Source organism: Pseudoalteromonas piscicida, assembly GCF_002208135.1.
GTDB classification, from domain to species: Bacteria; Pseudomonadota; Gammaproteobacteria; order Enterobacterales; family Alteromonadaceae; genus Pseudoalteromonas; species Pseudoalteromonas piscicida_A.
Map to the genome: position 1 here is coordinate 3,656,580 of NZ_CP021646.1, position 26,769 is coordinate 3,683,348.

The 26,769-nt window shown below is 43.0% G+C and carries 27 protein-coding genes, 1 other RNA gene and 1 pseudogene; 9 read left to right on the forward strand and 20 right to left on the reverse strand.

Annotated features, from left to right (window positions below; genetic code table 11):
- Positions 1-125: 125 nt before the first annotated feature.
- From B1L02_RS16775 to B1L02_RS16810, 8 genes are read right to left on the reverse strand one after another with little or no spacing between them, the layout of a single operon-like run.
- Positions 126-914 carry an ATP-binding protein gene (locus B1L02_RS16775; RefSeq protein WP_223191951.1) on the reverse strand — a complete coding sequence of 263 codons (789 nt, stop codon included), beginning with the start codon at positions 912-914 and terminating at the stop codon, positions 126-128.
- On the reverse strand, positions 904-1,374 hold the full coding sequence (locus tag B1L02_RS16780) for a hypothetical protein (RefSeq protein WP_167651265.1): 471 nt from the start codon (positions 1,372-1,374) through the stop codon (positions 904-906). The genes B1L02_RS16775 and B1L02_RS16780 overlap by 11 nt, the downstream gene beginning before the upstream one ends.
- Positions 1,283-1,747 (reverse strand): hypothetical protein, encoded by a 465-nt coding sequence (locus B1L02_RS16785; RefSeq protein ID WP_088531939.1) that lies wholly within the window; start codon positions 1,745-1,747, stop codon positions 1,283-1,285. The genes B1L02_RS16780 and B1L02_RS16785 overlap by 92 nt, the downstream gene beginning before the upstream one ends.
- Positions 1,731-1,910, reverse strand: a complete 180-nt coding sequence (locus B1L02_RS16790; protein ID WP_088531940.1) for a hypothetical protein — start codon at positions 1,908-1,910, stop codon at positions 1,731-1,733. Before B1L02_RS16790 ends, B1L02_RS16785 begins: the two co-directional genes overlap by 17 nt.
- Positions 1,894-3,855 carry a replication endonuclease gene (locus tag B1L02_RS16795; protein ID WP_197696991.1) on the reverse strand — a complete coding sequence of 654 codons (1,962 nt, stop codon included), beginning with the start codon at positions 3,853-3,855 and terminating at the stop codon, positions 1,894-1,896. The genes B1L02_RS16790 and B1L02_RS16795 overlap by 17 nt, the downstream gene beginning before the upstream one ends.
- Complete coding sequence (locus tag B1L02_RS16800) at positions 3,852-4,097, reverse strand: hypothetical protein (protein ID WP_088531941.1); 246 nt, start codon at positions 4,095-4,097, stop codon at positions 3,852-3,854. Before B1L02_RS16800 ends, B1L02_RS16795 begins: the two co-directional genes overlap by 4 nt.
- Complete coding sequence (locus B1L02_RS16805) at positions 4,094-4,348, reverse strand: pyocin activator PrtN family protein (protein ID WP_088531942.1); 255 nt, start codon at positions 4,346-4,348, stop codon at positions 4,094-4,096. Before B1L02_RS16805 ends, B1L02_RS16800 begins: the two co-directional genes overlap by 4 nt.
- 10 nt (positions 4,349-4,358) lie before the next feature.
- Positions 4,359-4,604 (reverse strand): YdaS family helix-turn-helix protein, encoded by a 246-nt coding sequence (locus tag B1L02_RS16810; RefSeq protein WP_410477290.1) that lies wholly within the window; start codon positions 4,602-4,604, stop codon positions 4,359-4,361.
- A 104-nt stretch (positions 4,605-4,708) separates the two neighbouring features.
- Between B1L02_RS16810 and B1L02_RS16815 the strand changes: the two genes are divergently transcribed.
- Positions 4,709-5,323, forward strand: a complete 615-nt coding sequence (locus B1L02_RS16815) for a LexA family protein (RefSeq protein ID WP_088531943.1) — start codon at positions 4,709-4,711, stop codon at positions 5,321-5,323.
- On the opposite strand, the gene B1L02_RS16820 is transcribed toward B1L02_RS16815, so the two are convergent.
- The 5 genes from B1L02_RS16820 to B1L02_RS16840 form a co-directional block, all read right to left on the reverse strand.
- Positions 5,320-6,090 carry a hypothetical protein gene (locus B1L02_RS16820; protein WP_088531944.1) on the reverse strand — a complete coding sequence of 257 codons (771 nt, stop codon included), beginning with the start codon at positions 6,088-6,090 and terminating at the stop codon, positions 5,320-5,322. The genes B1L02_RS16815 and B1L02_RS16820 overlap by 4 nt on opposite strands.
- A 126-nt stretch (positions 6,091-6,216) precedes the next feature.
- A complete protein-coding gene (locus B1L02_RS16825; RefSeq protein ID WP_088531945.1) occupies positions 6,217-6,666 on the reverse strand; it encodes a hypothetical protein in 450 nt (149 codons plus the stop codon).
- Positions 6,667-7,150: 484 nt separating this feature from the next.
- Entirely contained in the window at positions 7,151-8,626 is a 1,476-nt protein-coding gene (locus tag B1L02_RS16830) for a serine hydrolase domain-containing protein (protein ID WP_088531946.1), read from the reverse strand.
- 253 nt (positions 8,627-8,879) lie between these two features.
- Positions 8,880-12,119, reverse strand: a complete 3,240-nt coding sequence (locus B1L02_RS16835; protein WP_088531947.1) for a S8 family serine peptidase — start codon at positions 12,117-12,119, stop codon at positions 8,880-8,882.
- A gap of 92 nt (positions 12,120-12,211) precedes the next feature.
- Complete coding sequence (locus B1L02_RS16840) at positions 12,212-13,927, reverse strand: S8 family serine peptidase (protein ID WP_088531948.1); 1,716 nt, start codon at positions 13,925-13,927, stop codon at positions 12,212-12,214.
- Positions 13,928-14,347: 420 nt separating this feature from the next.
- On the opposite strand from B1L02_RS16840, the gene B1L02_RS16845 reads away from it, so the two are divergent.
- From B1L02_RS16845 to B1L02_RS16860, 4 genes are read left to right on the forward strand one after another with little or no spacing between them, the layout of a single operon-like run.
- Entirely contained in the window at positions 14,348-15,136 is a 789-nt protein-coding gene (locus tag B1L02_RS16845) for a MipA/OmpV family protein (protein ID WP_232003106.1), read from the forward strand.
- Between the two features lie 6 nt (positions 15,137-15,142).
- A complete protein-coding gene (locus B1L02_RS16850) occupies positions 15,143-15,517 on the forward strand; it encodes a DUF3019 domain-containing protein (protein WP_088531950.1) in 375 nt (124 codons plus the stop codon).
- A 2-nt stretch (positions 15,518-15,519) separates the two neighbouring features.
- Positions 15,520-16,209 (forward strand): response regulator transcription factor, encoded by a 690-nt coding sequence (locus B1L02_RS16855; protein WP_088531951.1) that lies wholly within the window; start codon positions 15,520-15,522, stop codon positions 16,207-16,209.
- Positions 16,202-17,410, forward strand: coding sequence for a sensor histidine kinase (locus tag B1L02_RS16860; protein WP_088531952.1), 1,209 nt, complete (start codon positions 16,202-16,204; stop codon positions 17,408-17,410). The genes B1L02_RS16855 and B1L02_RS16860 overlap by 8 nt, the downstream gene beginning before the upstream one ends.
- 383 nt (positions 17,411-17,793) lie before the next feature.
- Here B1L02_RS16860 and rnpB read toward each other — a convergent pair.
- Positions 17,794-18,164: RNase P RNA component class A (rnpB, locus tag B1L02_RS16870), an RNA gene on the reverse strand.
- Positions 18,165-18,218: 54 nt separating this feature from the next.
- On the reverse strand, positions 18,219-19,079 hold the full coding sequence (gene rsmI, locus B1L02_RS16875) for a 16S rRNA (cytidine(1402)-2'-O)-methyltransferase (RefSeq protein ID WP_088531953.1): 861 nt from the start codon (positions 19,077-19,079) through the stop codon (positions 18,219-18,221).
- 60 nt (positions 19,080-19,139) lie between these two features.
- On the opposite strand from rsmI, the pseudogene B1L02_RS16880 reads away from it, so the two are divergent.
- From B1L02_RS16880 to dolP, 4 genes and pseudogenes are all read left to right on the forward strand, one after another.
- Positions 19,140-21,025 (forward strand): annotated as a pseudogene (locus B1L02_RS16880) (penicillin-binding protein activator).
- A gap of 9 nt (positions 21,026-21,034) precedes the next feature.
- On the forward strand, positions 21,035-21,400 hold the full coding sequence (locus tag B1L02_RS16885) for a YraN family protein (RefSeq protein ID WP_088531954.1): 366 nt from the start codon (positions 21,035-21,037) through the stop codon (positions 21,398-21,400).
- Between the two features lies 1 nt (position 21,401).
- Positions 21,402-21,989: an SIS domain-containing protein gene (locus tag B1L02_RS16890; protein ID WP_010376705.1), complete on the forward strand. Its 588-nt coding sequence runs from the start codon at positions 21,402-21,404 to the stop codon at positions 21,987-21,989.
- Positions 21,986-22,552, forward strand: a complete 567-nt coding sequence (gene dolP / locus B1L02_RS16895) for a division/outer membrane stress-associated lipid-binding lipoprotein (RefSeq protein WP_017219053.1) — start codon at positions 21,986-21,988, stop codon at positions 22,550-22,552. The genes B1L02_RS16890 and dolP overlap by 4 nt, the downstream gene beginning before the upstream one ends.
- 44 nt (positions 22,553-22,596) lie before the next feature.
- Here dolP and B1L02_RS16900 read toward each other — a convergent pair whose 3' ends face one another.
- From B1L02_RS16900 to petA, 5 genes are all read right to left on the reverse strand, one after another.
- The gene (locus B1L02_RS16900; RefSeq protein ID WP_088531955.1) at positions 22,597-23,022 is read right to left on the reverse strand and encodes a ClpXP protease specificity-enhancing factor; all 426 of its coding nucleotides are present in this window, start codon (positions 23,020-23,022) and stop codon (positions 22,597-22,599) included.
- Positions 23,022-23,648: a stringent starvation protein SspA gene (gene sspA, locus B1L02_RS16905; protein WP_088531956.1), complete on the reverse strand. Its 627-nt coding sequence runs from the start codon at positions 23,646-23,648 to the stop codon at positions 23,022-23,024. Before sspA ends, B1L02_RS16900 begins: the two co-directional genes overlap by 1 nt.
- A 96-nt stretch (positions 23,649-23,744) precedes the next feature.
- Positions 23,745-24,482 carry a cytochrome c1 gene (locus tag B1L02_RS16910; protein ID WP_088531957.1) on the reverse strand — a complete coding sequence of 246 codons (738 nt, stop codon included), beginning with the start codon at positions 24,480-24,482 and terminating at the stop codon, positions 23,745-23,747.
- Positions 24,479-25,780, reverse strand: a complete 1,302-nt coding sequence (locus tag B1L02_RS16915) for a cytochrome b (RefSeq protein ID WP_088531958.1) — start codon at positions 25,778-25,780, stop codon at positions 24,479-24,481. The genes B1L02_RS16910 and B1L02_RS16915 overlap by 4 nt, the downstream gene beginning before the upstream one ends.
- Positions 25,780-26,370, reverse strand: coding sequence for a ubiquinol-cytochrome c reductase iron-sulfur subunit (gene petA / locus B1L02_RS16920; protein ID WP_088531959.1), 591 nt, complete (start codon positions 26,368-26,370; stop codon positions 25,780-25,782). The genes B1L02_RS16915 and petA overlap by 1 nt, the downstream gene beginning before the upstream one ends.
- Positions 26,371-26,769: the final 399 nt, after the last annotated feature.

Consider the following 26,769-nt stretch of genomic DNA (forward strand, 5'->3'; position numbering starts at 1 on the left):
TGCGATTTACCTATGTGCTTGAAAAAATCGCTAATTAATAAATCAGCCGTTTCGCTCCGCTGTACAATGGTTTTCGCTCCCCCTATAGCGAAAAGAGCGAAATTTTCGCTCTTTTTGTTTCTTTTTTATGCAGCTCGAAGTTGGTCAAAGGTGAGTTTTTTGGCTTGTCCTGTTTTTAAATAGATAACTTTTGGCTCAATGTTGCCTATTCCTCCTTTGTATTTCATCAGGTAATAAAGGCGCTCATCTTCGTAGTGAGCGTTTAATTTGCTGAGCTGATAAATGTCTTGCAGATCGGCATCTAGCTCTACCGCAACACGCTTTGCATCGGCTTGCGCTTCTTGTGCGCCCAATACTTTGCGCGGTGAGTTATTCCAAATGGTTTTTGGTACTTCTTGAGAACGTTGGAAAACCGTATGAAGTACCACACCAAACTTACGCCCGCCTGTCGCTAGCTCACCAATGATCGAGTCATCTTTACCAACGGTATCGCTTAACTTGGCGAGTTCTTCAATCACAACATGTAGTTCACGGTTCCCGTCTGCCGCTTCCCACATTAGCTGACCAAACCAATACAGTTCGTTTTGTTTGGCCTTTTTCAGTTTTTCGCCCTTCAAGGATTTTGGAAAGTCGGGGCTATACGCAACCACAAACTTTTTCCCCGAGCGCCACGCATCCACAAAGGCTTGAGCAAACTGCTTTCTGCTGCTGAAGTGATAAACCGCACGGCCACCCAAGCCATTGAAGTGACCGCGCTTGCGGCCATCATATTTATAGTCGCCATATAAATCGAAAATCGCGCATTGCTCGCCGACTAAATCTAATAGCTTAACGGCCGTTGTTTTACCGCCGCCAGTTCCTGCCAAATAACAAACATGCTTTGCTTTTAAAGCATTGTTAGGGTTAATGGGCACTAACTACCTCCTGTTTTTCGCTTTGGTTTTCGCTGCTGCTCTGCTCTTTTTCGTGTGCTTTGATCTGTTTGTAAACTGATATTGCGGCCGTACCAAGCACAAGGCCAAGTTCAATTTCTTCCTTCCACCTCGCAAACCAAGGCGGCATATCACCTTTGCAATATTTACGAACAACAGGCGTTGCCTTTTCCGCTATTACCTCTCGGGTGTCATGGTCGATAATGACAGGGGCTTCAATCGTCGATTCAATAAAGTCAGCCAGTGACGACACTCCGTAACCTGCAAGGGCGCTAATATCTGTGTCGGTCATTGCTTCCGTTTCGCTCACTTCGTCCGCTTGCGGTTCGTGGCTCGACTCAGCGGTGAATTTATCGAGATGGCTGTATTCTTCCACCTGTGGCAATGGCTGCGACTCCAAGTGCGCAGACTGCGAGCCAGCCCCAAAGGTTAGATCCTCCATGGCTGTCGCTATCGGTGTCTTTTGCATCTCGTTCGGTAGTGATTTCGCTGGTTCTTGCATCTGCTTTTGCTCCTAGTTCGCTATTGTTTTGCTCAAATGTTGGTGCCCACTCGTCAGGTGCTGTAGTGTGGTGGCTCACCGTTTGCTCTGGTTCTCTAATTTCGCTTTGTAAAGCTTGTGATTGCTGGCTTTGCTGGGTAATAGCCTTTGCCCATTTCGCTTGTAAATTCGCTCCGCTTCTTTGGTCTAATCCGCAGTTTTTGCAGTGCAAATACAAAAGCTTTTTGCCATTTTTACGACGGCGAATGCTGGCAAATGTGCCGCAGCCGTCGCACTCAATTACACCTAATTCCTCGTTACTCGATTTCGCCATAGTGCGCCTCCAAAATTTCTATGCGGCTGACCATTTCATAAAGTAGTGAAACAGTTTCATCTAATACGCTTTCGGCAAGCTCGATTTTCTTGCCCGCTTTCAACGCTGGTAAGCGCTGCGCTTGTTCTATTTTGTCTTTGATTAATCTAACTCTGTGCTGCATAACTCATTGACTCCTGCATTAGCTGCCCACCGCTAACCCAATAATGGGTAACAGTTTGGTTTCTTTCGTCTGTTTCTTGGTAAGTTGCCCCCCGCATGACTGCTTGGCGATGCTCAGGGGGTATTAAAAAGATGGGATCTAACTTATCCCCGTGTCCGACCTGCCAATCATGGACTTGGGTATTACAGTTATTTCCAGTGCTCCAAGGAGAATCGCTGTCGCGCTTCTTTAGTAGCCACTGCGTGGCTCTGGTTAAATAAGTCACCCCGTCTGAAACAATTCCAACTACGCGCTTTTTATCCTCGCCATAGTGGTTAGTGCCGTTGAGTTCTTTGGCAAGCTCAACGGGGCATTCCCGCTCACGGAGCGCACCGCCTAGCAGTTCAATAAATTCTGCAAAACGGCTATTATCTGCGGCCTCGAATATCTCTTTTGCAATTTCAGATAGCTTTTCAACGGATTCCTTTGGGACACGGCGAAACTCACGCCAAAGGCCAATGGGTGCGCCACCGATAAACTGAAATTGACGAATACGCCAACGACTCGCCCACGCAGCCACATTCATCACTATTCCGTTTTCTGGCTCTATTGGCTGGCCTGTTTCGTCATCGTACATATCATCCATGTGCGCGCCGTTGATGTTCTTAGAAATGTATTTGATGATGTAAGACACAGCATCACCTTTGCTTTTGTCTTCAGGCGTGGCATCAAAGCGGTTTTTCGCGGCTCCTTGTTCGTCGCCGTCATGTTGTAAAGCATAGCGGCGCAGGGTGTTGGTTACTGTGGGCTCGTCACTCGGCTTCATAAACAGCACCATGTGCCAATGCGGGGTTGCATCGGCATGAGGCTCAACAATGCGTAAGCCAAACACTTTTACTCTAGCTTTGGATAGTTCAGCACGAACCTTTGCCCACTGCTTTACCAAATACTCTTGGGTTTCCCGTGGTGAAGCATTGTTGTATTTATCACTGTTGGCATGGTACTTGGACGGTGCCGTGATGGTGTAGAACATGCAGGACATGCCTTGTTGTTCTGCCCACTCTTTGTAACCTCTGATCCGCACTATCATTTCAATGCGTCTGATCTCGGGGTTTGAAATAGACCCCTCGAATACCTTGGCTAAATCGATGGTGTCGCCGTCTTTGCTTTCCAACTGCATAGACTCGACCCACTCGGCCTGTGACTTTTTGCTGTGGCGAAACTCTTGCACAGCGTCTTTACTGGCATAAGGGGAGCTCCCTTTTTTGACCTGCCCCATGGTGATATTCAAATGCTCAAGCGTGGTGTCACGCAAACGGTCGAGCTTGCGCAGCCACCACTTATCACATTGCATGCGGCGAATACCACGTTCTAATCGGTCGGCTAGCAAATGAGTATTGCAACGCTGCCAGTTATCCTCTATTCGCGTGGACTTGGCGGCGTTAAACGTTGCTTGGTAAGGCGGCTTTATCCCCTGTGACAAAGTAAAGTCGTGCATTGCGATGTAACCTGCAAATACAAGCTGCTCTAAATCTTCCTCTGTCATTGAGTGAGTAAATTCGACAATACCCATTTGCTGGCAGATCGTTGCCAGTTGTTTGGCTTTATCTTTACGGGCTTTTTTACTGTTTAATTCGCGGACGGTAAGCGGTGAACGCTCGATAATTTCGCTCACTCGCTCAGTGGTTTTGCGCAGATATATATTGGCAGAACGCTCGGGGTTTTTAGCACTGCTTGAGTTAAAACGTTTGGCATATTCACGGGCAGCAATGCGGCGCAAACGATTAGTTGGTATTTGCGCCAGACGCTCTTTTACTTGCTCTGCGGTTTTATCAAACCCAAACATGCCCCAACAATGAGGCGCAGCCCGTGTAATGGTAATGGGCTGCATCTTGGGGTTGTCGGTATTGGTATCAACCAGCTCCCAGCAAATAGGGAGTGAACGAGACTCTGGTGTCACACTCACAGCACAACCCGTTCATTCATGCGATTGCGGGCGGCCATTGCCAGCGCCGACTTTAATAACTGATTGCTACGTTCACCATTTTTGCGCGCACGCTGTTCTTGCTCTAGGCGCTTGGCCTCTGCTTCACGCCTTGCCTTGTGCGCCCGAATTTGCGCGCGTAGTTGCTGCACTTTCATTACTTGGATTTCCCAATGGCTTGGATCAGTGATCAGCTCTTCAACTTCAACAACGGTATGGCTCATGATTGCACACGCTCCCACTCAGCTCGGGCGCTGTCGTACTGTGCTTGGAGATAATCAGCCAAATCATTCACGTTAACGAATGTTGGCGCACGCTCAGAGTCACGCATCTTAAATGTAGGAATTGGAAACTTACCCGCTTTGGCATGTTGCTCAGCGGTCTTTGGGTTTACACCAAAAAACTCTTTGCACACATCCCTTAGCGGAACCACTGGATTATTAAAACGAGCTAAAAGCGCAAAAGTCATATTCATCGCTATGTCCTTATTTCTCGTGATCAGATAACAGCTCACTTACTGAAACCTGACCATTCGTTAGTTTTGAAATTTTGTTGATGTACTTTGCTGGGGCTTGTCCATATTTATTTATCCAATCCCAAACTGAAGCTTGTTTAACACCTAATGCGTTGCCTAGCTTTGTCTGTCCACCATACAATTTTACTGCCCTTTTTATACCTTTCATAAAAAAACCACTAAAATACTGTCTATGGCGGTAATTTAATACTGCCACGCTGCGGTTGTCAATACCCCTTTTCGCTGTAAAATAGCTATTAACGGTAGTTAAAGATGATAAAAATATAATTCAGGCTGTTTAAGCACCTATAAGGGACTGTTATGAATATCGGAGAAAGAATAAGAAATAGACGTAAAGAGTTGGGCTTAACACAAGTGAAGCTATCTGAACTGGCAGATATGGCACAGCAAACACTTCAAAAGCTCGAATCAGGGAAAAGTCAGACTACAAAAAAACTAGATAAATTAGCAGAAGCTCTTAGCTGTACACCTGAATATTTGCAGTTTGGAGTTGGTGAACTTGATAACGCATCCATTGGACCCGAAATTAGAAATAGGCTTCCCTTGATCAGCTGGGTTCAAGCTGGCGCATGGGCTGATATTCAAGAAGTCAGTCAATTAGAAGCCGAACACTTTCTTTGCCCTGTTAATTGTAGCGATAAATCTTTTGTACTAAGGGTGCAAGGTGTAAGCATGGAACCAAAGTTCCAAGACGGTGATCTGATATTTGTCGACCCTGAGGCCGCTTGTGTTCACGGCTCTTATGTAGTGGCAAGACTAGATGACGATAATCAAGCTACCTTTAAGCAGCTAATCATCGAGGGCGGGCAGAAGTTCTTAAAGGCACTAAATCCCAATTGGCCGGAACAGCTAGTGCCAATTAATGGGAATTGTACTTTGGTTGGTAGAGTTGTTTTTACTGGTAAGTCTCTTTAAGCAATACTGTAATCACTTACAAGAATCAGGTAACTGCATAATCCACTCATTAACTGCTGCAATGCTTTCCTCTGTTTTTTTCTCCCTCTCATTTCTAGGGGGGAAGAAAATTTTCCGACTTTACTACGGCGAATATATTCATACTCTGGTGCTACGTCATATATTTTTGAATAGTAAGCAACCATTCTTTTGGATACAGTACTTACTACTTCTCTTTGATAATCCCAAACAACTAAGTTGCCACTCGTATTTGCTATTATATAGACACATTTCAAGTCAGAATTTTTCTCTCCCTTTAGTTCTATCTCAAACCTCTCTAAATAATATCTATTACCATACTGTGTATTAAAGCTACTAAGTGAGAGATATAAAATCATAGCTGTTATCAAAGTAAGTATAAAACTATAAACAATAAGGTTAAGGCTAGGATCTTCCCGTTCACCATCATTATTAAATTTATATACATAAGAGTAAGGTTTTTTGTTTAAATTAACTTTGTATTTTATAGAATTAAATAACAAATATAAAAAGAAAACAAATATAACCATAGTTATAGATGTAAATAATCCATTGGTCGATAGAGTAATTGAATAAATATCTGTAACTTCAACAAAGTCAAAAGCTTTAACCCCCCACAATTCGAAATACCTAAAAGTCCAAATATATGAAAGCAAGCTTTCGACTACAAATACAACCCCTAAAATAACACTCCAGCTATTAGAAAGTGTTTCTAGCTCAGCTTGGTTCTCTTTTATCTTATCAAACATTTAGCCTTCCAGATCTGATATGAAAATCATTTATAATTTAATAAAACGCAGATTCAAGCTTAGCTTAAAATCTATTTAATTATTAGACATGTAATCTGGATATGATAACCAAATTACCATATCTGGTTATGGCTTGCCGCAGTTGATTCTTAGATTAGAGTTGCTTTCGTCAATCAGCGTTACGACATATGGGAATTCACTCTCAAGCTTAGTGTATTGCTCTGCCGTTAGGCCGGACCAAATATCCTTAATCAAAGCACTTTTATCAAAGATTTTTTCAACCATTACCTTATGTTGAGCGCATGTATTTTGGGTCAAATATTTCGATCGTCCAACAAACGAGAACTCAACCCCTAAGTGAAAGTCATCTTGATAAACTTTAGTACCACCGTAGTCGAAGTCAGAATTAGGCACAGGTTCGCCTTTCAACCGCTCATTAAGCAAAAAGCTAAATAGACTAAGTTGCACATAACCAATTTCATATTTGGTAGCTGGTACAGATTTTAGATGATCAATTACACTGATTGCCGAAGAATTGAAGGAAACGGCCATTAGAAGGATTGCAAAGTACTTCATGTAAATATTCCTTTTTAAAATTAAAGGAACATTGTAAATAAAAATTACATGTAGTTCATTATTTAAGTTATTCTTTTAGGGTGACTTTGATCCACAACAATTCCTTAGTCACCCCTATATCACCCTCAAAACTTAAAACTAGCTAATTTTATTGAAAGTCCGTCCAATCCAGCATGGGTGCAACGCTAAAGCGGCGAAAGGCATCAACACAGTGATTAGGTATCTGTAGCTCAAAGGGTGGAGTAGGTTGTTGGCTCATAGTATGACTTTCTCAATCAGATTTACTATCAATGGCCGTACCTGTTATTCAATATTGAATATCTATAATGGTACGTGGCTCAAATAGGTGATTGCGTAGTATACCGTAGCTTCTAATACTTCGTTAAGTATACACAACGAATTATTGCCAATAGTAAATACTAAAAAGCCGCAAGTAATTGAACTTGCAGCTTTCGAGTTGCTTAGGCTACAGCCTCAAGGCGACTTATAGATATTCCTTCACTTCCGCCACTTTATTTCTTGCGAACTGACTGTTCGGGTTTATCGCAAGTAACTGCTGATAGTGCACCAGTGCTTGCGCATACTGCTTGTTTAACTCATACGCTTGCGCAATGCTGTTGTGGTAATATGGCTGCTCGTTATTCTGTGTCAGCGCAAATTTAAAGATTTCGATACCATTATCAACTTGGCCATTTTCGACCAGCTTATTGCCCCACTCCACTAAGATCTCTAAGTCATACATTACACCGGTATCTTGCTGCGCTTTTGCAAACGTAGCGGCGAAGTTGGTAAAACCTTGTTTATCTGTCAGCTGCTTTAAGTACACCATTGGCTGATAGGCCTTTTGCTTACTAGCGTCGTTAAAGTTGGGAATATAATAAGCAGCAATATCATCGACAAAGGTAATGGGTAATCCACCCAGCAAGTTAGTGAGTATAATCACCGAGACTTTGTCTTCAGGGTAAGTGATCACTGTAGTCGCGTCACCACCACTTGCACTGATTGCTGGGTGATATTTACGCTGAGTCACTTGCCAACCCATTGCATAACCGTTTTCTTTGTTGTTAAAGGCTTCTGTACGCCCGTTGTTTAGCTTAACTGGCGTCCATAGCATATCTAACTCTTTAACCAGCTCGCCTTGTTGTAGTGATATAAGATAGTTAGCCAGCTCCGTTGCCGTTGAACTCATTCCCGCGGCGGTTCTTAGCATATAAGGGAATTCGCCGTAAAAGTTTTTGTAATTCCCCTCACCCAAATGAATATATTGGCGAGCCTGATTTGGCACCATAAGTTCAAGATAGTCAAAACCTGCCTGCGCTGTCTTTGGCATATTGGCACGTGCTAACTGCATCTTAGTAATAAAAGCAGGAAACCCTTCAGGTGCATATTTATCAATGATTTTACCCAAAATCACATAACCAGTTTGGTTATAACGAAAACGTGAGTTAGGTGTAAATTGAAGTGGCTGCTTTTGCACCGCTTGCCATGAGGCCTCTACATCGTTCGGTACAATGGTTTCTAGGGCATAATTTGATGCCAGGATCGGTGGTAATCCTGTCGTGTGACCCATTAATTGATTAATTTTCAGTTGCTGCCAAGCCTTTGGTAAATCGGGTAAATGTTTACCAATTTCATCGTCAATGTTGAGATAACCTTGCTCTGCTAGCTGTACAATTGCAACACCGGTAAAAGCCTTTGTCATCGAATTAATCGGAAATAACGTCTGTTCGGTAACAGGCACTTGGTGTTGTAAGTCGGCAAACCCATAACTTGCTTGCTTAACGATTTTATCGTCCTTGATAACAGCCAGCTGTAGGCCCGGAATATGCCTTTCCTTCATGAGGGTTTTGATCAGCTTGTCTACCGACTCAGCCTTCACCAAAGATGAAAATAATGCCGACCATAAAAGCGTGCCGAACCATAACACTGTTGATAGTAATACTTTGTTATTTTTGTACATGATTGTTCCATTACTCATTTTCGTTTGAGAGATAGCTACATCATTACAAAAATCAGACCAAATATTAAAACCCTTAAATATCATAATGTTAACAAAACAACTTCATCATCAAAGGTAAGTTTTTGACTATCATTTAGTCATTTTCACCAATTAATATCGTTCGTTTACTAACCCTATTCAAACACGTAGTGAGAGGCATAAAAAGGGCTCACTATGAGCCACTTACTACTATGGAGAATGGACAAGGACAATACTAACGCAATCTATTTCTGAACCACGCTATCGGCCCAAATAGCAATAACCAAGCAAGAGAACCTGAACTAGATTTCGTCTCTGGTTCTGGTTTTATGACTACAGGAGGCTCTTTTCCATCAGAAATAACTTTTAAATTGAAGCTAGTTGATGCCCTATCTGAAGGGTTTTCAATATCTGAGACCGTTACAGTCACGTTCGTATTACCGTAAAAATCTGTTTCAGGTTGAATGGTGACATTGTCTCCATTGACTTCAACACCAATGTGCTCCCCTGTTACAAGAATTTCATTGTTGCTGTTGTACTCATCGATGTAGTGCACTTTGAATGATAACGACTCATTTTCCGCCGTTTCCATATCATCCAACGGCGCCAAGGTGATATTACTCGGTACGGATAGCTTGTGTGACTTTGTTACACTTGCCATCCCATCAACGTCAATATTGGCAACGAAATTCATTTCTCGACCAACAGACGCAGAAGTGATGTCTGCCCATACGGTAATTTCAAATTTTGATGATTCGGGTCCAACATAATCTAAACACACAACCATGCCGTCCTTCACTACACTATTTACCTCATTGAAATTGATCGTCCGCCCTAGGTACCCTTCGAGTGGTCCGTGAGAATATAAAGCTCCTCTAAACCCTTGAATACCGATACTTCCTCGATTGTCAGTAGACCCAAAATCGATATTGTCGTAAGCGAAATAGATTTCGTGCTCATTATCACCAAAACGCGTATTTGCATTAAAGATGACCTCAAAATCAAACGAGTTATCACGCTTTTGCCATTGATATTGGCCCGAACCTTGATCATAGGTTGCGTCACCATAATCCGCTGCATTGTCCCATTCCACAATTCCCCAACCAGTGGGGGTTGTAGCAAGGGTAATACCTTCCGATGGACTCAAACCAAGGCTCATGATATCCATTGCATATCCTGGGAACCAACCTCTCCACAACGCGCTTAGCCCCTCGTATGGAAAGTTCTCATAAGGATATTTATCATGGAAAGGGAAGAATTGGGGACCTGGTCCAAAATCAAGCTTACCATTAGGTCTTACCGTTAAAAGGCCGAAACCAGTATTTAGTTTATCTGAGTTGTTATAAAGACTTAGGTTTTCGTAACTACCATCAAATAAAGCTTTTACTGGGATCTCGTAGCCCTTGCGATAATTAATTTGATTTTTCTCATCAAAACCGGAAAAGATTGGCATTAGTCCAAATTCCCTAAGGTCAACATACCCCCCCGGATTGGAATTGCCAAAATCAGGAACCTTACAGAATTCGTCCGATATATTATTAGTAACGATATAATCTGGCGTCACATCTCTGGTATCTTTTTGGATACCTGATATGACTAATTTGTCTTCGGTTAAGTCAATTTCTACATCACGGCGTGAACTCAATACTTTTTGTCTATCAACATGCAGCCCCTCTGGAATATCAACGCTGAAAACAAATTTACGGTCTTGCCCTGTGTTGTTTTCTAATACTTCAAAGGTGAAAGGAACCGTGTCACCCACTTTGGCCTGAGTTTGTGGTACGTCAAGGTTCACACGATCAACACCGCGCTCTAATTTAATCGGAATTGAGCCTAAGTTATTGCGATTCGCCACTGAAGAGCCTACGTCAATCGAACTGTAATAGGTTTCTCCTTCTGTCATCTCTAAGTTCCAAGCAATCTCCATATCTGCTTTACGAACATCATTAATTGTCGGAAATGACGCGGTAATTTCACTGCTTACCTGATTATCTACTACTGCTACTGCATACTTGAAGGTTTCCTCTAGCCCCGCATACCCCTCTTCAAGGTTGTTATACAGCATGTACCAATACTCCCCCTTTTCTGGGTTATTAATGTTACAAAAGTTAGGGTAGATCGTATGGTTCGATACACACAAAATTTCATCTTGCGGTTGAATAATGCCATCTCCATTGTAGTCTTTCCCGACAAAGACACCGGGATTGCCTATTTTTAAGCTTTTTTTCAACTCAGACTGCTCAACGCTCTGTAACTCTACGATTAAACGTTTTGCATCTGTCGGCACAGTGACAAAGCCAACATGCACCGCCTCGTCAATAATATCGTCATAATTCACTTCATCTGAACGATGTAATGCCCAAGGAAAAACTCTATCATCGTCTTTTGGAATAGTGACTGTTTTAAGATCGGCTTTTACTGGCTGATACACCTGAGCCTTAGGGGCATCAACTAAAGGTAAGGTAATACCTTTTACTGTATAGTTGTCGCTATTCGCATGGGCGGTAACTTTTAAACGTGACGGCAATTCACCACGATTATATTTAAATGCGACAGGCCAATGCGCTTGCGGAATACTCGCATCTTGTGCTTTGAACACTAAGTTTGTGTGCAATTCCACTTCCGAGTTACTGAACCAATCTTGGGTGTCCATCACAGAAGCTTTAACTATGATGGTTTGCGACTCACCTGCTTTTAGAGAAAAACTGTCGGGTAAGATCTCAATGTTCACACCATTTTGTGCCGACTGCTGGCGCATGTCATATGCCCAGTTAACGACATCTTCATGACTCACATTCCAAGTTCCGTCTCGAGTGGCTTTGACAGTACGTATCCACTGACACTCTGGTGCACAAGCAAAGTTAACTAGATTTGGCATATTGAGTTTGTGCGGCGTACCACCGTTGAAAGGATCTGCGGCTAGAAAATTATCTGCAGTTTCATCCATCACCAATCCTGATTTAACCGCATTGGCAACATTGATCCGTCCTGCACCGGCTCGGTAGATCTGAGCCTTATCGACCTCTCCACCAGTTTGATTTAAACGATAATATTTAACCGTATTATCAGCCGTCATTGCTAACGCTGACTGTACCTCCGATGCACTCCATTCCGGATGAGCTTGGCGAATAAGTGCCATTGCACCAGCAACATGGGGCGATGCCATTGACGTGCCGCTGCTCAATGAGTAATCCATACCGTAAGGTTCTGCGACAAAGGGGTGTTCATCTGAATACGCAGCGTAGATCGAGACACCTGGCGCAGCTAACGTTGGTGCTAACACTTCAATATTATCGAATGATGGCCCTCTTGATGAAAAGTCGGCGAGCCAATCAGCATCGGCATTATCAATGTGTCGTTCTATTTTTGTCGGATTGATGGTGATCATATGCCCTTTTTCAGTGCGACTATCAATCCAATCTTCAAAACTTGTATTTGGTTCTGTACCGTGCCATTGGTCATAAGTGAAATGCACACTGGGTATAGAATAACTTTCAGCAACCGTGCTTTGGGTTTTATTTTTGTTGTATAGAATAAAGCCATCCGCTCCACCTGACTTAATATTCTCTACCTTGGCAGTACGGGCGTTAGCATCAGGGTCTTGAGGGTCATGACGTTGACAGATAACGATAACATTTGTTTCTCCTTCAACGGCCCCGGTATTTCTGTTCCGTCGTTAAAGAAATCAAAAGTGCCGGCTGGATATGCGTTTACACAGTAGCCGTTACTGTCTTTAGTACCACTCACATCTACATAATCTTTGGCCCAAACAACCACACCTGTAAGTGCTTTTTTGTTTATTGAGCCGCCAACTATTCCACTGTTAGCCCAGCCCGGAATTTCGCTCCCCATACTCGGATCGATAAATCCGGCATACTCAACTGGAGTTGCAATTTCTACAGTTCGACCGTGAGTGGTTGCAGCTACCTGAGTCAGCCATGGGGACGAATTATCCAGATATCCCAAACACTCTGTTGCGCCGCACACACCTGTACCATCATTACCAGCCGCCGCCGCGACATTGATGCCCGCCTTTCGCGCTGACAAAAACGCCAGCTGCACTGGGTCCTCCCAAACATTCGAGTCTGCCCCACCAATCGAAAAGTTGATAACATCCACGCCGTCCGAAATCGCATCTTCAATTCCCGCAACTAGTGCTTCCCCAGGGCATCCTTTATAGCCACTATTATTTGAGGAATGGCACACTTGGTAAGCGACGATATTTGCTCGTGGAGCAACTCCCGAAATTTCCGTAAAGAGGCCATCCTTTATGACTTTGCCATCTTGCTCATCACCTGTACCAGCGACCATATAAGGCACGTCTCTGATCACATTACCAGCCGCTGTTGATGCGACGTGTGAACCATGCCCTTGATAATCCTCTCCTATGGCTGGCCAATCAGGGATCATACTGGAATAAGAATCTGTGATTACATCGTATGAGCGCACGCCTATCAATTTATCATTACACCGGATCAACTCAGCCTCTTCGACACAGTCTCCAACATAATTACCCGCGCCCCAAGGATTGGTATGGTCATAACCATCCCCCGAAATATCTGCAAAAGAAGGATGATCTGAATTAATCCCTGTATCAATAATACCTATAATTTGACCCTCTCCTTTGTACTTTACACCACTAGAAGAGGCAGCACCTGACCATACTTGATCTGCTTTTATTTGCTTATGCCCTTCATCTGATAGCAAATCATAGTTTTTGGAACGTATCACCGAGGCAACACTACCCAAGCTTGCAATGCGCATCGCCTCTTGCTCGGTCATTTTCATGGAAAAGCCATTTATCGCTTTCGTAAATCGATGACGAAGCTTAGTGCGGCCAGTCAACATACTGATTTCATCAATTACTTTTTCTTGCTTATCAATAAGTTTACTTTCATAAACTTTGATTGCATTAGATATGGCTTGACCACGCTGAAATAGTTTATTTGACGCAGAATAGCGTGTTCGGCCAACCGTTGAATTTAGTTCATTCGCTGCAATTGCCACTGAAGCATCACGTAAGCGAACGATATAAACATGTTCGCCAGCTATACGCTCATTAACGAACTCTCTTTTAGGCGTATTTAGATTAACGTTAAGGCCTAAGCGCGCTTCAATTGGTTGCTCTTGCTGGTATAGTTTGCTTTGTAAGTCACGTATATCTTCAAGATTAAAACTGGGCGCTTGCAATACACTTGATAAATGTTCACTTTCTAATGCGTATAGCGATCCGGCGCAGAAGAGCGCGGCACTAACTCCAGTAGCTATTGTTGTTTTTTTCATAATAACCTCTCACCACACAATCAAATTCTCAAATTATTTAAAATAAAACGTTAACAACTTGATTCAAACACATGAGATTAAGGTGAGCCTAGAAACATCTTGTACACTTTTGTACCTTCCCCATTGATTAAAATTAGGCAACGCTCGGTCAAGTCAGAAATACAGGGGATTTTTGTAGCAATTTGTACAGTCATTCTTTAGCAGATCGCATTTACAAGAATATAAATTCATAGCAATCAAGCACTTGAATTATCTTCCTATTGAGTATCATTAACTCAATGTAGATCTGATTGTTTTTTAACCAAAAATAGGGTTGCTTCGCATATGAAAGTAGATAGGATTCAATAAGGAGCTAATTCGGACCCCTGCAATATGAATAAATATCTTCTGTGTGTCTGCACTTTGTTTTCCGCTCACGGAATGTCACAAAGTCTCAACGCCGAATCTGAGATGTATGTTGGAGTGGACACCTATGAAGCCTCATTAATTATTGGATATGGCGGGATAGAAAGCCCATTAGTAGGCGCTAAACATTTTAGTTCAGTTTTACTACCTCACTTCGCCTATTATGGCGATAGATGGTACTTCGATGACTTTTCTCTTGGCTACAGCTTGTATCAAGACAAGTCTATTTACATTGATCTGGTCACCACCTTTAATGAAGATGGCTTCTTCTTCGAACTTGACGGTGTAGATAAACTATTTACGACTTCTGCAATACGGGATACATCCCGTCCCAATAGACCTCGACCCTCAGAACAGGCCACAGTAAAGCGCAGCCTCTCCTACGAAGGTGGGATCGCATTTGGTTACGCTGCAAAAGATTGGGGTGTTGAATTCACTACATTGCACGATATCAGTGGGGTGCATAATAGCTTTGAAAACAAATTAATCGCTTACCATGTACAAAGTTTATATGCTGGAGTATTGACCTTAGAAACAGGCGCTACCTATAAAAGTCGCGATTTAATAACGTATTATTATCGCCTCACCCCCCATGAAACGGTAACCAAAGCTCCACTCAATTTACCTAACGAGCATGCCATCAATTATCATATAAAACTGGAGTATCAATATCCTATAAGTCAGCGCTATCACGTTACGTTTGGTATTTCTAACACTTGGATTGATAATGATCTCAGTGATACAGCTATGTTTGACCGGTCCCGGTACATATCTGGCTTCACTGGGATTTTAATCAAATTTTAATCCGCTATGTTTATTGGCTTTTTCATCTCTCCCTTAATACTATCAGCCGCTTTGGCAGGTGGTGCAGAAGCAATGTTAGACGTTGCCCCTCATATTTGTGTACAGAACAAACATGCTGCCGCCTGTACGATGGAAATAGAAGTCACCGCATCATCAACAAACCACTCGCAGCTATGTATAGAAATAGCCGTAAAGAAAGAGCTGAAAGCATGTTACAACAGCAACAAAATTTCCGTCACCTATCGCGTAACACTTGAGAATACGACCACAATTTCGTTGACTAATAATGACGGTGAAGTATTGATCAGTAAGAAACTTGATGTTGCGAAATTAGCCACAAAAAATTACCGGATCAGAAGACGCTTTGGGTGGGGAATATAGCCATGAGGCAGAACATTTTACTTATAGAAGACGACAAAGAGTTAGCCGACTTAATTTCTCGCTTTTTGGATCAAAATGGATTCGAGGTGTTAAAACTAACTAGTATCCGCGAATTTAAAGTGACATCAAGCACACTCCACCCAGCTCTTGTCATATGCGATATTATGCTACCTGACGGAGATGGCTTTAAGCTATTTCCCTTGCTTAAGAAACACTTCAGTTGCCCAATTTTTTTCCTCACCGCATTAGATTCTGATCACTCCCAAATCAAAGGATTAAATCTTGGAGCAGATGACTATCTCATCAAACCCATTCGCCCCGAACTATTATTAGCGCGCATCAATAGCGCTTTACGTTTAAAGGGCGTGGGAAGTGTAGTCAAAGTATTAGGGCCATTGACGTTAGACACGGCCCAACGCCGACTGCATCTTAATCACCTTTCGCTACACCTGAATGATGATGAAACTCACTTGTTCGAATTGTTTTTTCAGGCTTATCCAACTCCGTTATCTCGTGAGAATCTATTCCGAGAAATAATAGGAAGAGAGTATGATGGCCTAGACAGAGCTGCTGATTTAAAAGTGAGTCGACTACGCAAAAAAATTCGTACTCACGGCCTCAAAGGCCTAGATATTATCTCTATCCGTGGCGAAGGCTATTTAATTCAAATACCGACTGTGCCACATGCGTAAACAGTTTCTTCGCCTTTATGTCTTTATCATTTTTAGCGTGATTGCTGCACTAATCGCATTTGGTCAAATTTATCAAAATTACGTTTTTGAGTCTCCCCCAAGTATCACGTTACCTATTACGGAATGGTCTAAGCTACTTGCAGATAAAACCAATACATTAATTACTCTGCAGCGTCATGAGCTAGCACTACCTGCAGATCTTGAAGAGCAACTATCCCAACAACAGATGCTTACCGTCATTCAAGAAGGTCAGAACTATATCTATATAAAGGATTTGACCAAATCGAGTGAGTTAATTTATCGCATTGGGCCCATCACCATAGCACCCAATCAAGAGGATCACAGCGTTTATTTTATGCTCGCGTACAGCACCATAGCCCTATTAGTTATGGCATTTATCTGGCCGGTATTTAAAGACTTAGCTAAGCTAGAGCAGATTGCGAAGCAATTTTCTCGAGATAAAAAACCGTTTTCTCCTACGGTGAAACCCAGCTCCACTGTCTATTCACTAGCGCTGAGTCTGAGCGAAATGTCGACGCAAATTAGCCTTTTCATTCAGCTTCATGAAGACCTGTCTCGGATAATCTCTCATGAAATTAGAACACCACTTTCACGTATGCGCTTTATGCTGTCATTGAGCGAAGCAACGGACGCAGAACTTAGGCAAACTATCAAACGCAATGTTGATGAGATAGAGAACAGGCTGACTCAATACCTAGACTTTGCTCGGGTCGAGTATTTAACGCAACCTATCCACTTTAGACGCTTGGACGCTCATGAATTTATTAATAAAGAAGTGAAAAAAAATAAGCTTTTTACACGTATTGATATCAAAACTAATATATTAACGAATTCAATATATTGTGAACCGAATAGCTTCGCCATTTTAGTACAAAACCTGCTTTTTAATGCCGTAAAATATGCACAAAAACAGGTATCGCTAACGCTGAAAGACACTAATAGCGAACAAGTGCTGGAGATTTATGATGATGGCGCGGGCTTACCCAAGGATGCAGCATCTCTACTTACGCCATTTTCACCCACAACCCGCAGCAATATAGCAAGTGGTTATGGTTTAGGACTGTATATAGTGGAAAGAATATGTCTTTGGCACGCAGGTAATTTAACGATGTGTAATCATGACCATACGGGCGGCGCATTCATCACCGTAAAATGGCCGAAAAAAAAGCATCATAGGTAACCTGAGCTGTGAATTACTATTCTCCTAGACAGCAAAGGGAAGTTGTTATAGTTCAAAACGCCAAGTTAAGAAATTATACCTATTCGCTTAATTAAGTGATCTATTTTGAGGCGAGAAAACCTTGTCGATAACACCGCTACCGCGCTCTGCTATCGCCAAGGTACCTACATACTGTAGGCAAGGCGAATTTTGCTATTTAGTTGTTCTAAATGAGAAATTTTCAACGCAGTTAGCGTCAGGTTTGCTCTTTCAAATTGAACAAGTATTAAGACTAATTGGTATTACCTGCGCTTACTAGAGGCCATAATTTATGGTTTTTAATATAGAAAAGCCTTGGACAACCGCTCGACTTATAAAAATAAATCGAGCGGTTTTCTTTGAATAGGGTGAGTCAGCCTATAAGCCGGGTTCTGTTCACTCCCGAAGGAGATCGATAATCATTCGTCTAGGCCTAGGATCGCTCCTAGGCTCAAGCAACCTACCCGGTTCCGATGCGGGCCACACCATAAGGAACCCTATTTGGTCTTGCTCCGGGTGGAGTTTACCTTGCAGCCAACTGTTACCAGCGGCCCGGTGCGCTCTTACCGCACCCTTTCACCCTTACCGGTCCCGAAGGACTTAGGCGGTCTTCTCTCTGCTGCACTTGTCGTAGGCTCACGCCCCCCAGCCGTTAGCTGGCACCCTGCCCATTGGAGCCCGGACTTTCCTCCCCCTGATCATTTTCGTCACAGGCAGCGATTATCCGGCTGACTCAGGCGGGCGATTATACGCACTTTAATGCAATAACGCACGCGATAAATTGCATGTATTACGCTTCTCGCTCGGCAATGATAGCCTTATACAAGGCGTTCTTTTTTAGCCCCAAATATTCAGCAGCCACGCCGCAGGCTTTCTTCAATGGCATTTCTGGCTCTAGTAACTCAATGAGCTTTTTCGCTTCTGGCGTTAATGCTTGTTCATCTCTTTGCTCACCGGGTAGCATCAACACCAATTCACCTTTTTGCTTTTCAGGCGTTTCTGTCAAAAAATCGATGAGCTCAGTAACCGTGCCACTAAAGAAGGTTTCATAGGTCTTGGTTAGCTCTTTAGCAAACACCACTTTCTGCGCCTCGCCTAACGCGACTTTCATATCCTCTAGGCTGGCCATAATGCGGTGCGTGCTTTCGTACAAGATACTGGTGATACCGGACGTGACTGCATCTTTAAAAAATTGCTGACGCGCTTGGCTTTTTGCTGGTGAAAATCCCACGAATTGGAATTTATCTGTTGGTAAGCCTGAACAGCTCACCGCAGCAATAGCGGCACACGCACCAGGAACGGGAGTGACGGTAGCACCTGCTTCACGACACAGGTTGACTACGGCATAGCCTGGATCGCTGATAAGCGGCGTCCCCGCATCAGACACTAACGCGATGTCTTTACCTTCGTTTAACCAATCTAAAATTTGCTGCGCTTTTTGTTTCTCATTGTGATCATGCAGTGCAAAAGTTTTTGCTTTAATGCTAAAGTGGCTCAATAATTTACCAGTGTGGCGCGTATCTTCTGCAGCGATTAAATCGACCTGACTTAACACTTTCAGTGCACGTTCACTGATGTCATCTAAATTACCTATTGGTGTCGCTACAATATGTAGGGTGCCGATTTTGTTTTCGTTGTGAAGATTAGCCATTGAGCTCTCCAATATCAGTCAGTAAGATATCCACTCAGTCGTGAAAAAGAAGGTTTGCCTGTGCAGTTTAAAAAGATAGCGCTTTTAGTTGCCATATTGTCGGGGTTATCCGCTTGTAGTACAAGCACAAATGTCACCAAATCCCCCAAGAAACTAAAACAACTAAAGCCGTTAGCCAATCGGATGACAGTGCCGCGTCGTTATTTGCAAAGGCGCAGAGTAAAGAAGGCGTTGCCAAAATCCAATTGCTATATGCAGCCAGAGACGCTGCTATCTTAGAAAAAGACTGGCAAATGCTAGAGCAAATTGGTTTAGCGATGGAAGCTAAAGCCAGTGTTGATCACATTCAAAACAAGTTATACATCGCATATGCTCGCAAAGAATTATCGCAGTATGCCAATGCGTTAACCATCCTAAACACTCTAGAAGGTCGACTCAATACCCCTGAACACCAAGCATGGTATGAGTATTTACTTGGTAGTATTTATGCCTCGCAGCAATTACCAAAAAAAGCATTAGTTGAGTATTTTAAAGCGGCCGATGTTGCCAATGAACATAACTTAGCGGTGGCAGGGTTAAATGAAGAAATTTGGCTCGCGCTACAGCAACTATCAAGTTACGCTCTTGAGCGCTTTGATTCTGGCTCTGTTTTACAACGCGGTTGGGTAACACTGGCTAAATATCAACAAATTTATTTGGGTTCGAGCGTCGAACTCGACCAAGCCATGAATAACTGGCGTCGCCGCTTTACTAATCACCCCGCGATTGCTTTACTGCCTAAAGATTTACAAGGCGCGGTTGCGCTTGAACCCTATCAAGTTAAAAGACTTGCGGTGTTACTACCACAGTCGGGTACGAGCGAGCGACTCGGAACAGCACTTAAAAATGGTTTCTTAGCTGCGACAGATGAAGGGGCGATTGAAGAAGTCTTCTTCATTGATGAAATGGCATCCGAATCTGAAATATTGACGCTACTTGCTGAGGCAAATGTCGATTTTGTCATTGGTCCATTATTAAAATCTAACGTTGAAAAACTGCTTGCCAATAAAAGCTTTTCAGCTTACCCAACCTTATTTTTAAATGCGCGCGAAACGCTCACGCCGAGCAGCAGTGAACAGTACTTTTTTGCGCTTAATCCTGAGCATGAAGTTGAGCAAGCAATGAAGCATTTTCTTGCTAAAGGCTATAAAAAGCCAATGTTACTGGCTCCAGCAAACGCATCTGGTAAACGTTTGATTGAGTATTTTGACCAAGGTTGGAAGCACTACAGTGAGACCGAGCCAGAAGTGGGCTATTACACCAATAGTACCAACATGGCAGATGTCATCACGGATATTTTAGAGGTCGACGCTTCCAAAGCACGCACCAGTGTCATCAAAAGTCTATTTCGTAAAGAGGTCAAAAGCGAAACACGCTCTAGACGCGACATTGATGCCATCTATATTTTAGGTGATGCAATGGAAACCCGACTGCTCAAGCCTTATTTAGATGTCAATGTCAGTACGTTTGCAGACAGGATCCCTTTGTATGCAAGCTCTCGCAGTTATAGTAAACAAATTGATGTTACAGATAAGGGCGATTTAGAAGGGCTTTATTTTACTGAGCAACCGTGGATGCTGCCGGGTGCAGTAGAACAAGCATCGCTTAGAGATGCGTATCAATCTTTATGGCCTGAACAGGCCGACCTAGAACAGCGCCTATTTGCGATGGCATATGACGCCACGAATTTAGTCCCAGAGCTGCGCCAGCTGGCTTGGCTATCGGGTAAAAGTTTTGATGGCTTAACCGGCCAGCTCAGTATTCATGGCGGCACTGATGTTGTACGAAAACTGAGTTGGGCACAGTATCATAATAAACAAATTCGCTTGGTGAGCTTGGATGAACAGCCTCCACTACCATTATTTATGCAACAAGAGAAACCTACGGGAGACTCTTTGATCAGATAGGATATCTGGATGTTCAAAGGACTATTTAGCAACACACGGAGTAAGGGCGAGCATTTTGAGTTGATTGCGGAGCAATTCTTGGTAAAACAAGGATTAACCCCTGTCACCAGAAACTATCTCTGTAAATTCGGAGAGATAGACCTTATCATGCGAGAGTCGCAAACCTTAGTGTTTATTGAAGTAAAGTATCGTGATAGCCGACACTTTGGTGGCGCAATTAACGCGCTATCGAAAACTAAGCTTCAAAGATTAAAGCGTAGTATTTATAATTATTTAGCACAGCAAAATTTGCATAACACGCAACTTAGAGTCGACTTTGTTGCCATTCAAGGGGCCGACCCCCCTGAAATAAACTGGATTAGAAATATTTTTTAGCATGCAAGAATCTATAAAATCTATATTTACAGAGTCAATTCAAGCGCAGATAGCGGCGGGCGAGGTATTGCCTAAAGCGCTAGAAACCGCAGCTATGACGATGGCTCAGAGTCTGATCAATGGCAATAAAATCATCTGCTGCGGGGCGCCAAGTAATCATATGTTGGCGCATCACTTCGCAACCATCTTAAGCAACTTTTACGAAACGGAACGCCCGTGTCTGCCAGCAATTGCACTGACGAATGAGCAATATAACTTGGCGTCGCCAGAAAATGGCAAAGCCAGAGAGCGTTTTGCCAAGCAAATACGTGCATTCGCGCAGCAAGGAGACTTGCTGGTAGCTTATGCCATTAACGGACAAGAAAAGGCGGTTATTGGCGCGGTAGAAGCTGCCCTTACTAGAGATATGAAAGTTATCGCGCTAGTTGGCGATGATGGTGGTGAAATAACCGGCTTGTTAGGCCCACAGGATGTAGAGATCCGGATCCCAAGTAAACGCCCAAGCCGAATAATCGAGTCACAACTATTCAATACCCACTGTTTAAGTGAGCTAATCGACGCAATTTTATTCCCTCAGGACGAAGTATGATGATGAGAATAACCTCTTTACTTGCCGCCATCTTGTTATTACAAGGGTGTGCTGCTGCGGTAGTTGCAGGCACAGCTGGTGCGGTGTCTGCAGCAAATGATAGACGCACTATCGGTGCACAAATTGACGATAACAATATCGAAATTAAAGGTACGCTTGCCATCAAAGAGATTAAGCGCCTCGCGGATCATGCCAATATCACGCTGGTTAGCGTTAATGGCGTGGTATTAATGATTGGTCAGGTTACCAATCAAGAAATGAAAACGGAAGCTGAGCGTGCACTACAGAACGTTGCTGGAATTAAGCAAGTACATAACCAGTTGAGAATAAGCTCTAATATAGGCATTACGACGCAAACACATGATACGTGGCTGACCTCTAAAGTTAAAACCAAGCTACTGGCGGCAGACGAAGTCAACGGTGCAAATATTAAGGTGGTTACCGAGAATGCCGAAGTGTTCTTGATGGGCTTAGTCTCCAAGCAAGAAGCAAACTCAGCGGTAGAAATCGCCAGAAATATTAATGGTGTAAAACGTGTGATCAAAGCCTTTGAGTACATATAAACAATAACGTATAGCCAAAAAAAAACCTGCATTCGCAGGTTTTTTTATTTTATCACTCGAAGGTGAGAACCCTTTTTCTTCTCAGGTTCTGGTTTAGTCTCTGGCACTTCTGAGACTTCCGTCTCTTCTACCAAATCTAACTCGTCATCTTCAAAGATTTCTTCTTCAGGTGTGAATACCGTGCCTTCACCATTTTCTCTTGCATAGATAGCCAATACTGCACCGTTAGGTACATATACTTGCATTGGCTGACCACCAAACCGAGCATTGAAGCTCAGTGCATGGTTATCCATTGAGAAATTCGTCACAGCCGATGGGCTCACATTCAACACAATTTGTCCTTCTTGCACAAATTGTGTTGGAACCTGTACCGAGGGAAAGTCTGCATTCACCACTAAATGCGGTGTACATTCGTTATCGACAATCCACTCGTAAAATGCGCGTAATAAGTAAGGACGATTAGACGTCATTACGATCTGATCTCACGCTCTGCATCAGTTAGAGATGCTTGGAATGAGTCACGCTCAAATAAACGCAGCATGTATTCTTTTAGCTCTTTGCTACCAGCACCATTCAACTCAATACCAAGCTGTGGTAAACGCCAAAGTAGTGGAGCCAAATAACAATCAACTAGGCTGAACTCTTCACTCATGAAGTAAGGTGCTTCATTGAAGATAGGGGCTACAGCTAGTAACGCTTCGGTTAACTCTTTACGAGCTTGTGCAGCTTCACCACCACCCTCGCTGATCTTTTCAGCAAGTGAATACCAGTCAGTTTCAATGCGATGCATCATTAAACGACTACGACCACGCATTACTGGATATACAGGCATCAGAGGAGGATGCGGGAAGCGCTCGTCTAGATACTCCATAATGATATTCGCTTGGTACAAACCAAGCTCACGGTCGATTAGCGTAGGAACAGTGCCATACGGGTTAATCTCGTGTAGAGCTTCTGGTAAGTTGTCCTTTTCAGCCTGATGAATATCAACACTTACACCTTTCTCAGCAAGTACAATACGTACTTGATGACTGTACATACAGTTTGACCCAGAAAAAAGTGTCATTACAGGGCGCTTATTGGCAGCAACGGCCATGCCTACCTCCATTAAAAAACTAAAAGTAATTAAATCACTTTAAACAGCAAAAGGGGCGAACGCCCCTATTGCAAAAATTACCTTTGAATATTCAAATTAATGAACATCTCTCCAGTATTCTTTCTTCAAGAAGAATGCCAGGATGAAGAAGATAACTAAGAAACCAATAACCTTAATACCTAAAGCTTCTGACTCTAGGCGAGAAGGCTCACCTACATAAGCTAAGAAGTTTGTAAGGTCACGTGCTGCTTGGTCATATTCATCAACACTCATCTCACCAGTACCATCTGTTTCAGTGCCGACAACTTTAGTCACTGTGTGACCGTGTTCTTCCACTTCTTCAGTGATCGGTGTTGGCAAGCCTTGTAACTCTTGTAGTACGTGAGGCATACCCACCAATGGGAAAACAACGTTGTTTACACCAAATGGGCGGGACTCATCTTTATAGAATGACTTCAAGTAAGTATAGATGTAGTCCGGAGACTTAACACGAGAGATAAGTGTTAAGTCTGGTGGCGCTGCACCAAACCATTTTGCTGCATCATCTTTAGCCATAGAGTTTTTAATATGGCTACCTACTTTTGAACCATCGAAAATAAGCGTTTCTTGACCAATTTCAGTTGGGATACCGATGTCACTGAAAGTACGCTCATAACGCTGATATTGCATTTGGTGACAGCCAAGGCAGTAGTTCATAAATAACTTAGCGCCACGCTGTAGAGATGCTTTATCAGTTAAGTCATTATTTGCTTCCATCAAAGGTACTGATGGGCCCGCTGCCATCGATAACGTTGGCAACAATGCGAATAAACCGATTACTAGCTTTTTCATCATTTCGTCAACCTCGTTGGTAGTGGCTTCGTCTTCTCGTTTTTACTGTAGAAGAATAGCAACACGAAGAACATAAAATAAGTTACTGTCGTGATTTGCGACAATAGCGTTTTAAAGTCAGTTTGTGGCGTTGCACCAATCCAACCAAGGATAACGAAAGTGACAACAAACTGAGCAATGTTCAACTTATGGAAACCACAACGGTAGCGAATTGAACGAACCGAACCACGATCAATCCAAGGTAGTAGAGCCAATACTACGATTGAAGCGCCCATTGCTAGTACACCAATCAACTTATCAGGAATAGCACGAAGGATCGCGTAGAATGGCGTAAAGTACCAAACTGGGAAAATGTGCGCTGGCGTTTTAAGCGGGTTTGCAGCTTCAAAGTTTGGCGCTTCAAGGAAGAAACCGTTCATTTCTGGTGCAAAGAAAACAATTGCGCAGAAGAAAATTAAGAAGCCAGCAACACCTAAAACATCTTTTACTGTGTAGTAAGGGTGGAATGGAATTGCATCCACAATATCTTTTTTATCAGTGTAGTATTCATGGAATTTAAACTTAGGTTTGTCTTCCTCAGCTACAGAGCCTTTCTTGCGCTTGATCTCAACACCGTCAGGGTTGTTTGAGCCCACTTCGTGCAGTGCAACAATGTGAAGGAACACTAAGATAACCAGTACTAGTGGTAGTGCAATAACGTGTAGTGCAAAGAAACGGTTAAGCGTTGCACCAGAAATAACGTAGTCACCACGGATCCACAGCGTTAAGTCATCACCAATTACAGGGATTGCACCGAATAATGAAATGATTACCTGAGCACCCCAGAAAGACATCTGACCCCATGGTAATAAGTAACCCATGAAAGCTTCAGCCATTAGCGCTAGGAAGATAAACATACCGAACAACCACAGTAATTCACGTGGCTTTTGATAAGAACCGTAGATCATACCGCGGAACATGTGAAGATAGACCACGATAAAGAATGCGGATGCGCCGGTAGAGTGTAGGTATCGCAATAACCAACCATATTCAACATCACGCATGATGTATTCTACTGATGCAAATGCACCTTCAGCAGAAGGTACAAAGTTCATGGTTAGCCAGATACCCGTTACAATCTGGTTTACCAGTACTAGAATGGCGAGTGAACCAAACAAGTACCAGAAGTTAAAGTTTTTTGGCGCTGGGTATTGAGCAATGTGCATATTCCAGACGCGAGTCATCGGAATACGAGCATCGATCCAATCAACAACTTTGCCCACGACGCCCGTATTTGCTGCTTTATCTACATTAACAGACATTATGCAACCCCTTCTTCTTCACCTACCAAAATGGTAGTGTCGTCAATAAAGGTATACGGAGGGATCTCTAAGTTTAGAGGTGCAGGTACGTTTTGGAATACGCGCCCCGCCATATCAAACTTCGAACCATGACAAGGACAGAAGAAACCACTATCAGTGCCTTCTACTTTTTCACCAAAGCTTCCATTGAGGAAAGACGGTGAACATCCCAAGTGAGTACAAATCCCAACCGCTACGAAGATTTCAGGTCGTTGAGAACGGTAATCGTTCTGGGCCGACGCCAACTGCTGTGGCTCTTCTGAGTTAGGATCACGAAGTTTGTCTTCGTGTTGCTTCATTTGTTCTAGCATTTTTGGTGTACGATTAACAATCCAAACTGGTTTGCCTCGCCACTCAACACGAATAAGTTGTCCAGACTCAAGTTTGCTGATATCTACTTCTACAGGCGCACCTGCAGATTTAGCTCGCTCACTTGGATTCCAGGACGCAATAAAAGGAACAGCAGCTCCAACCGCACCAACGCCACCTACAACAGAGGTAGCGATAGTTAAAAAGCGACGTCGGCTGTTGTCTACAGGCGCATTGCTCATCCACTTATCTCCACTTGATTCCCAACACTTGCTATATTGAGAACATCAGTTACAGCAGGTTAATTTAAGAAATTACAAAATAGACGCGATCATAAATAAATACCTTGATTAAAACAAGGTTATTCCAGATCCATGCCCGAATAAACCCGCAGAAAATCATCTATGATTACTTCGAGCATGAAACCGAGTATTTATGATATCGCATCTGACACAACAATATACTGACTAAGATCAACCCCTCGACTAAGGATACGCACCAAATCGCGTGACTGGATCTCAGGTCTTTCTACTTGCTTCGCCAATTGTAGCAAAAAAAACCGCCAAGTTACCGCTCGAATTGCACTAATTATTATATTTATTGAACTTTTTTAACTCGACGCGATATTTTTGAGCAAATAA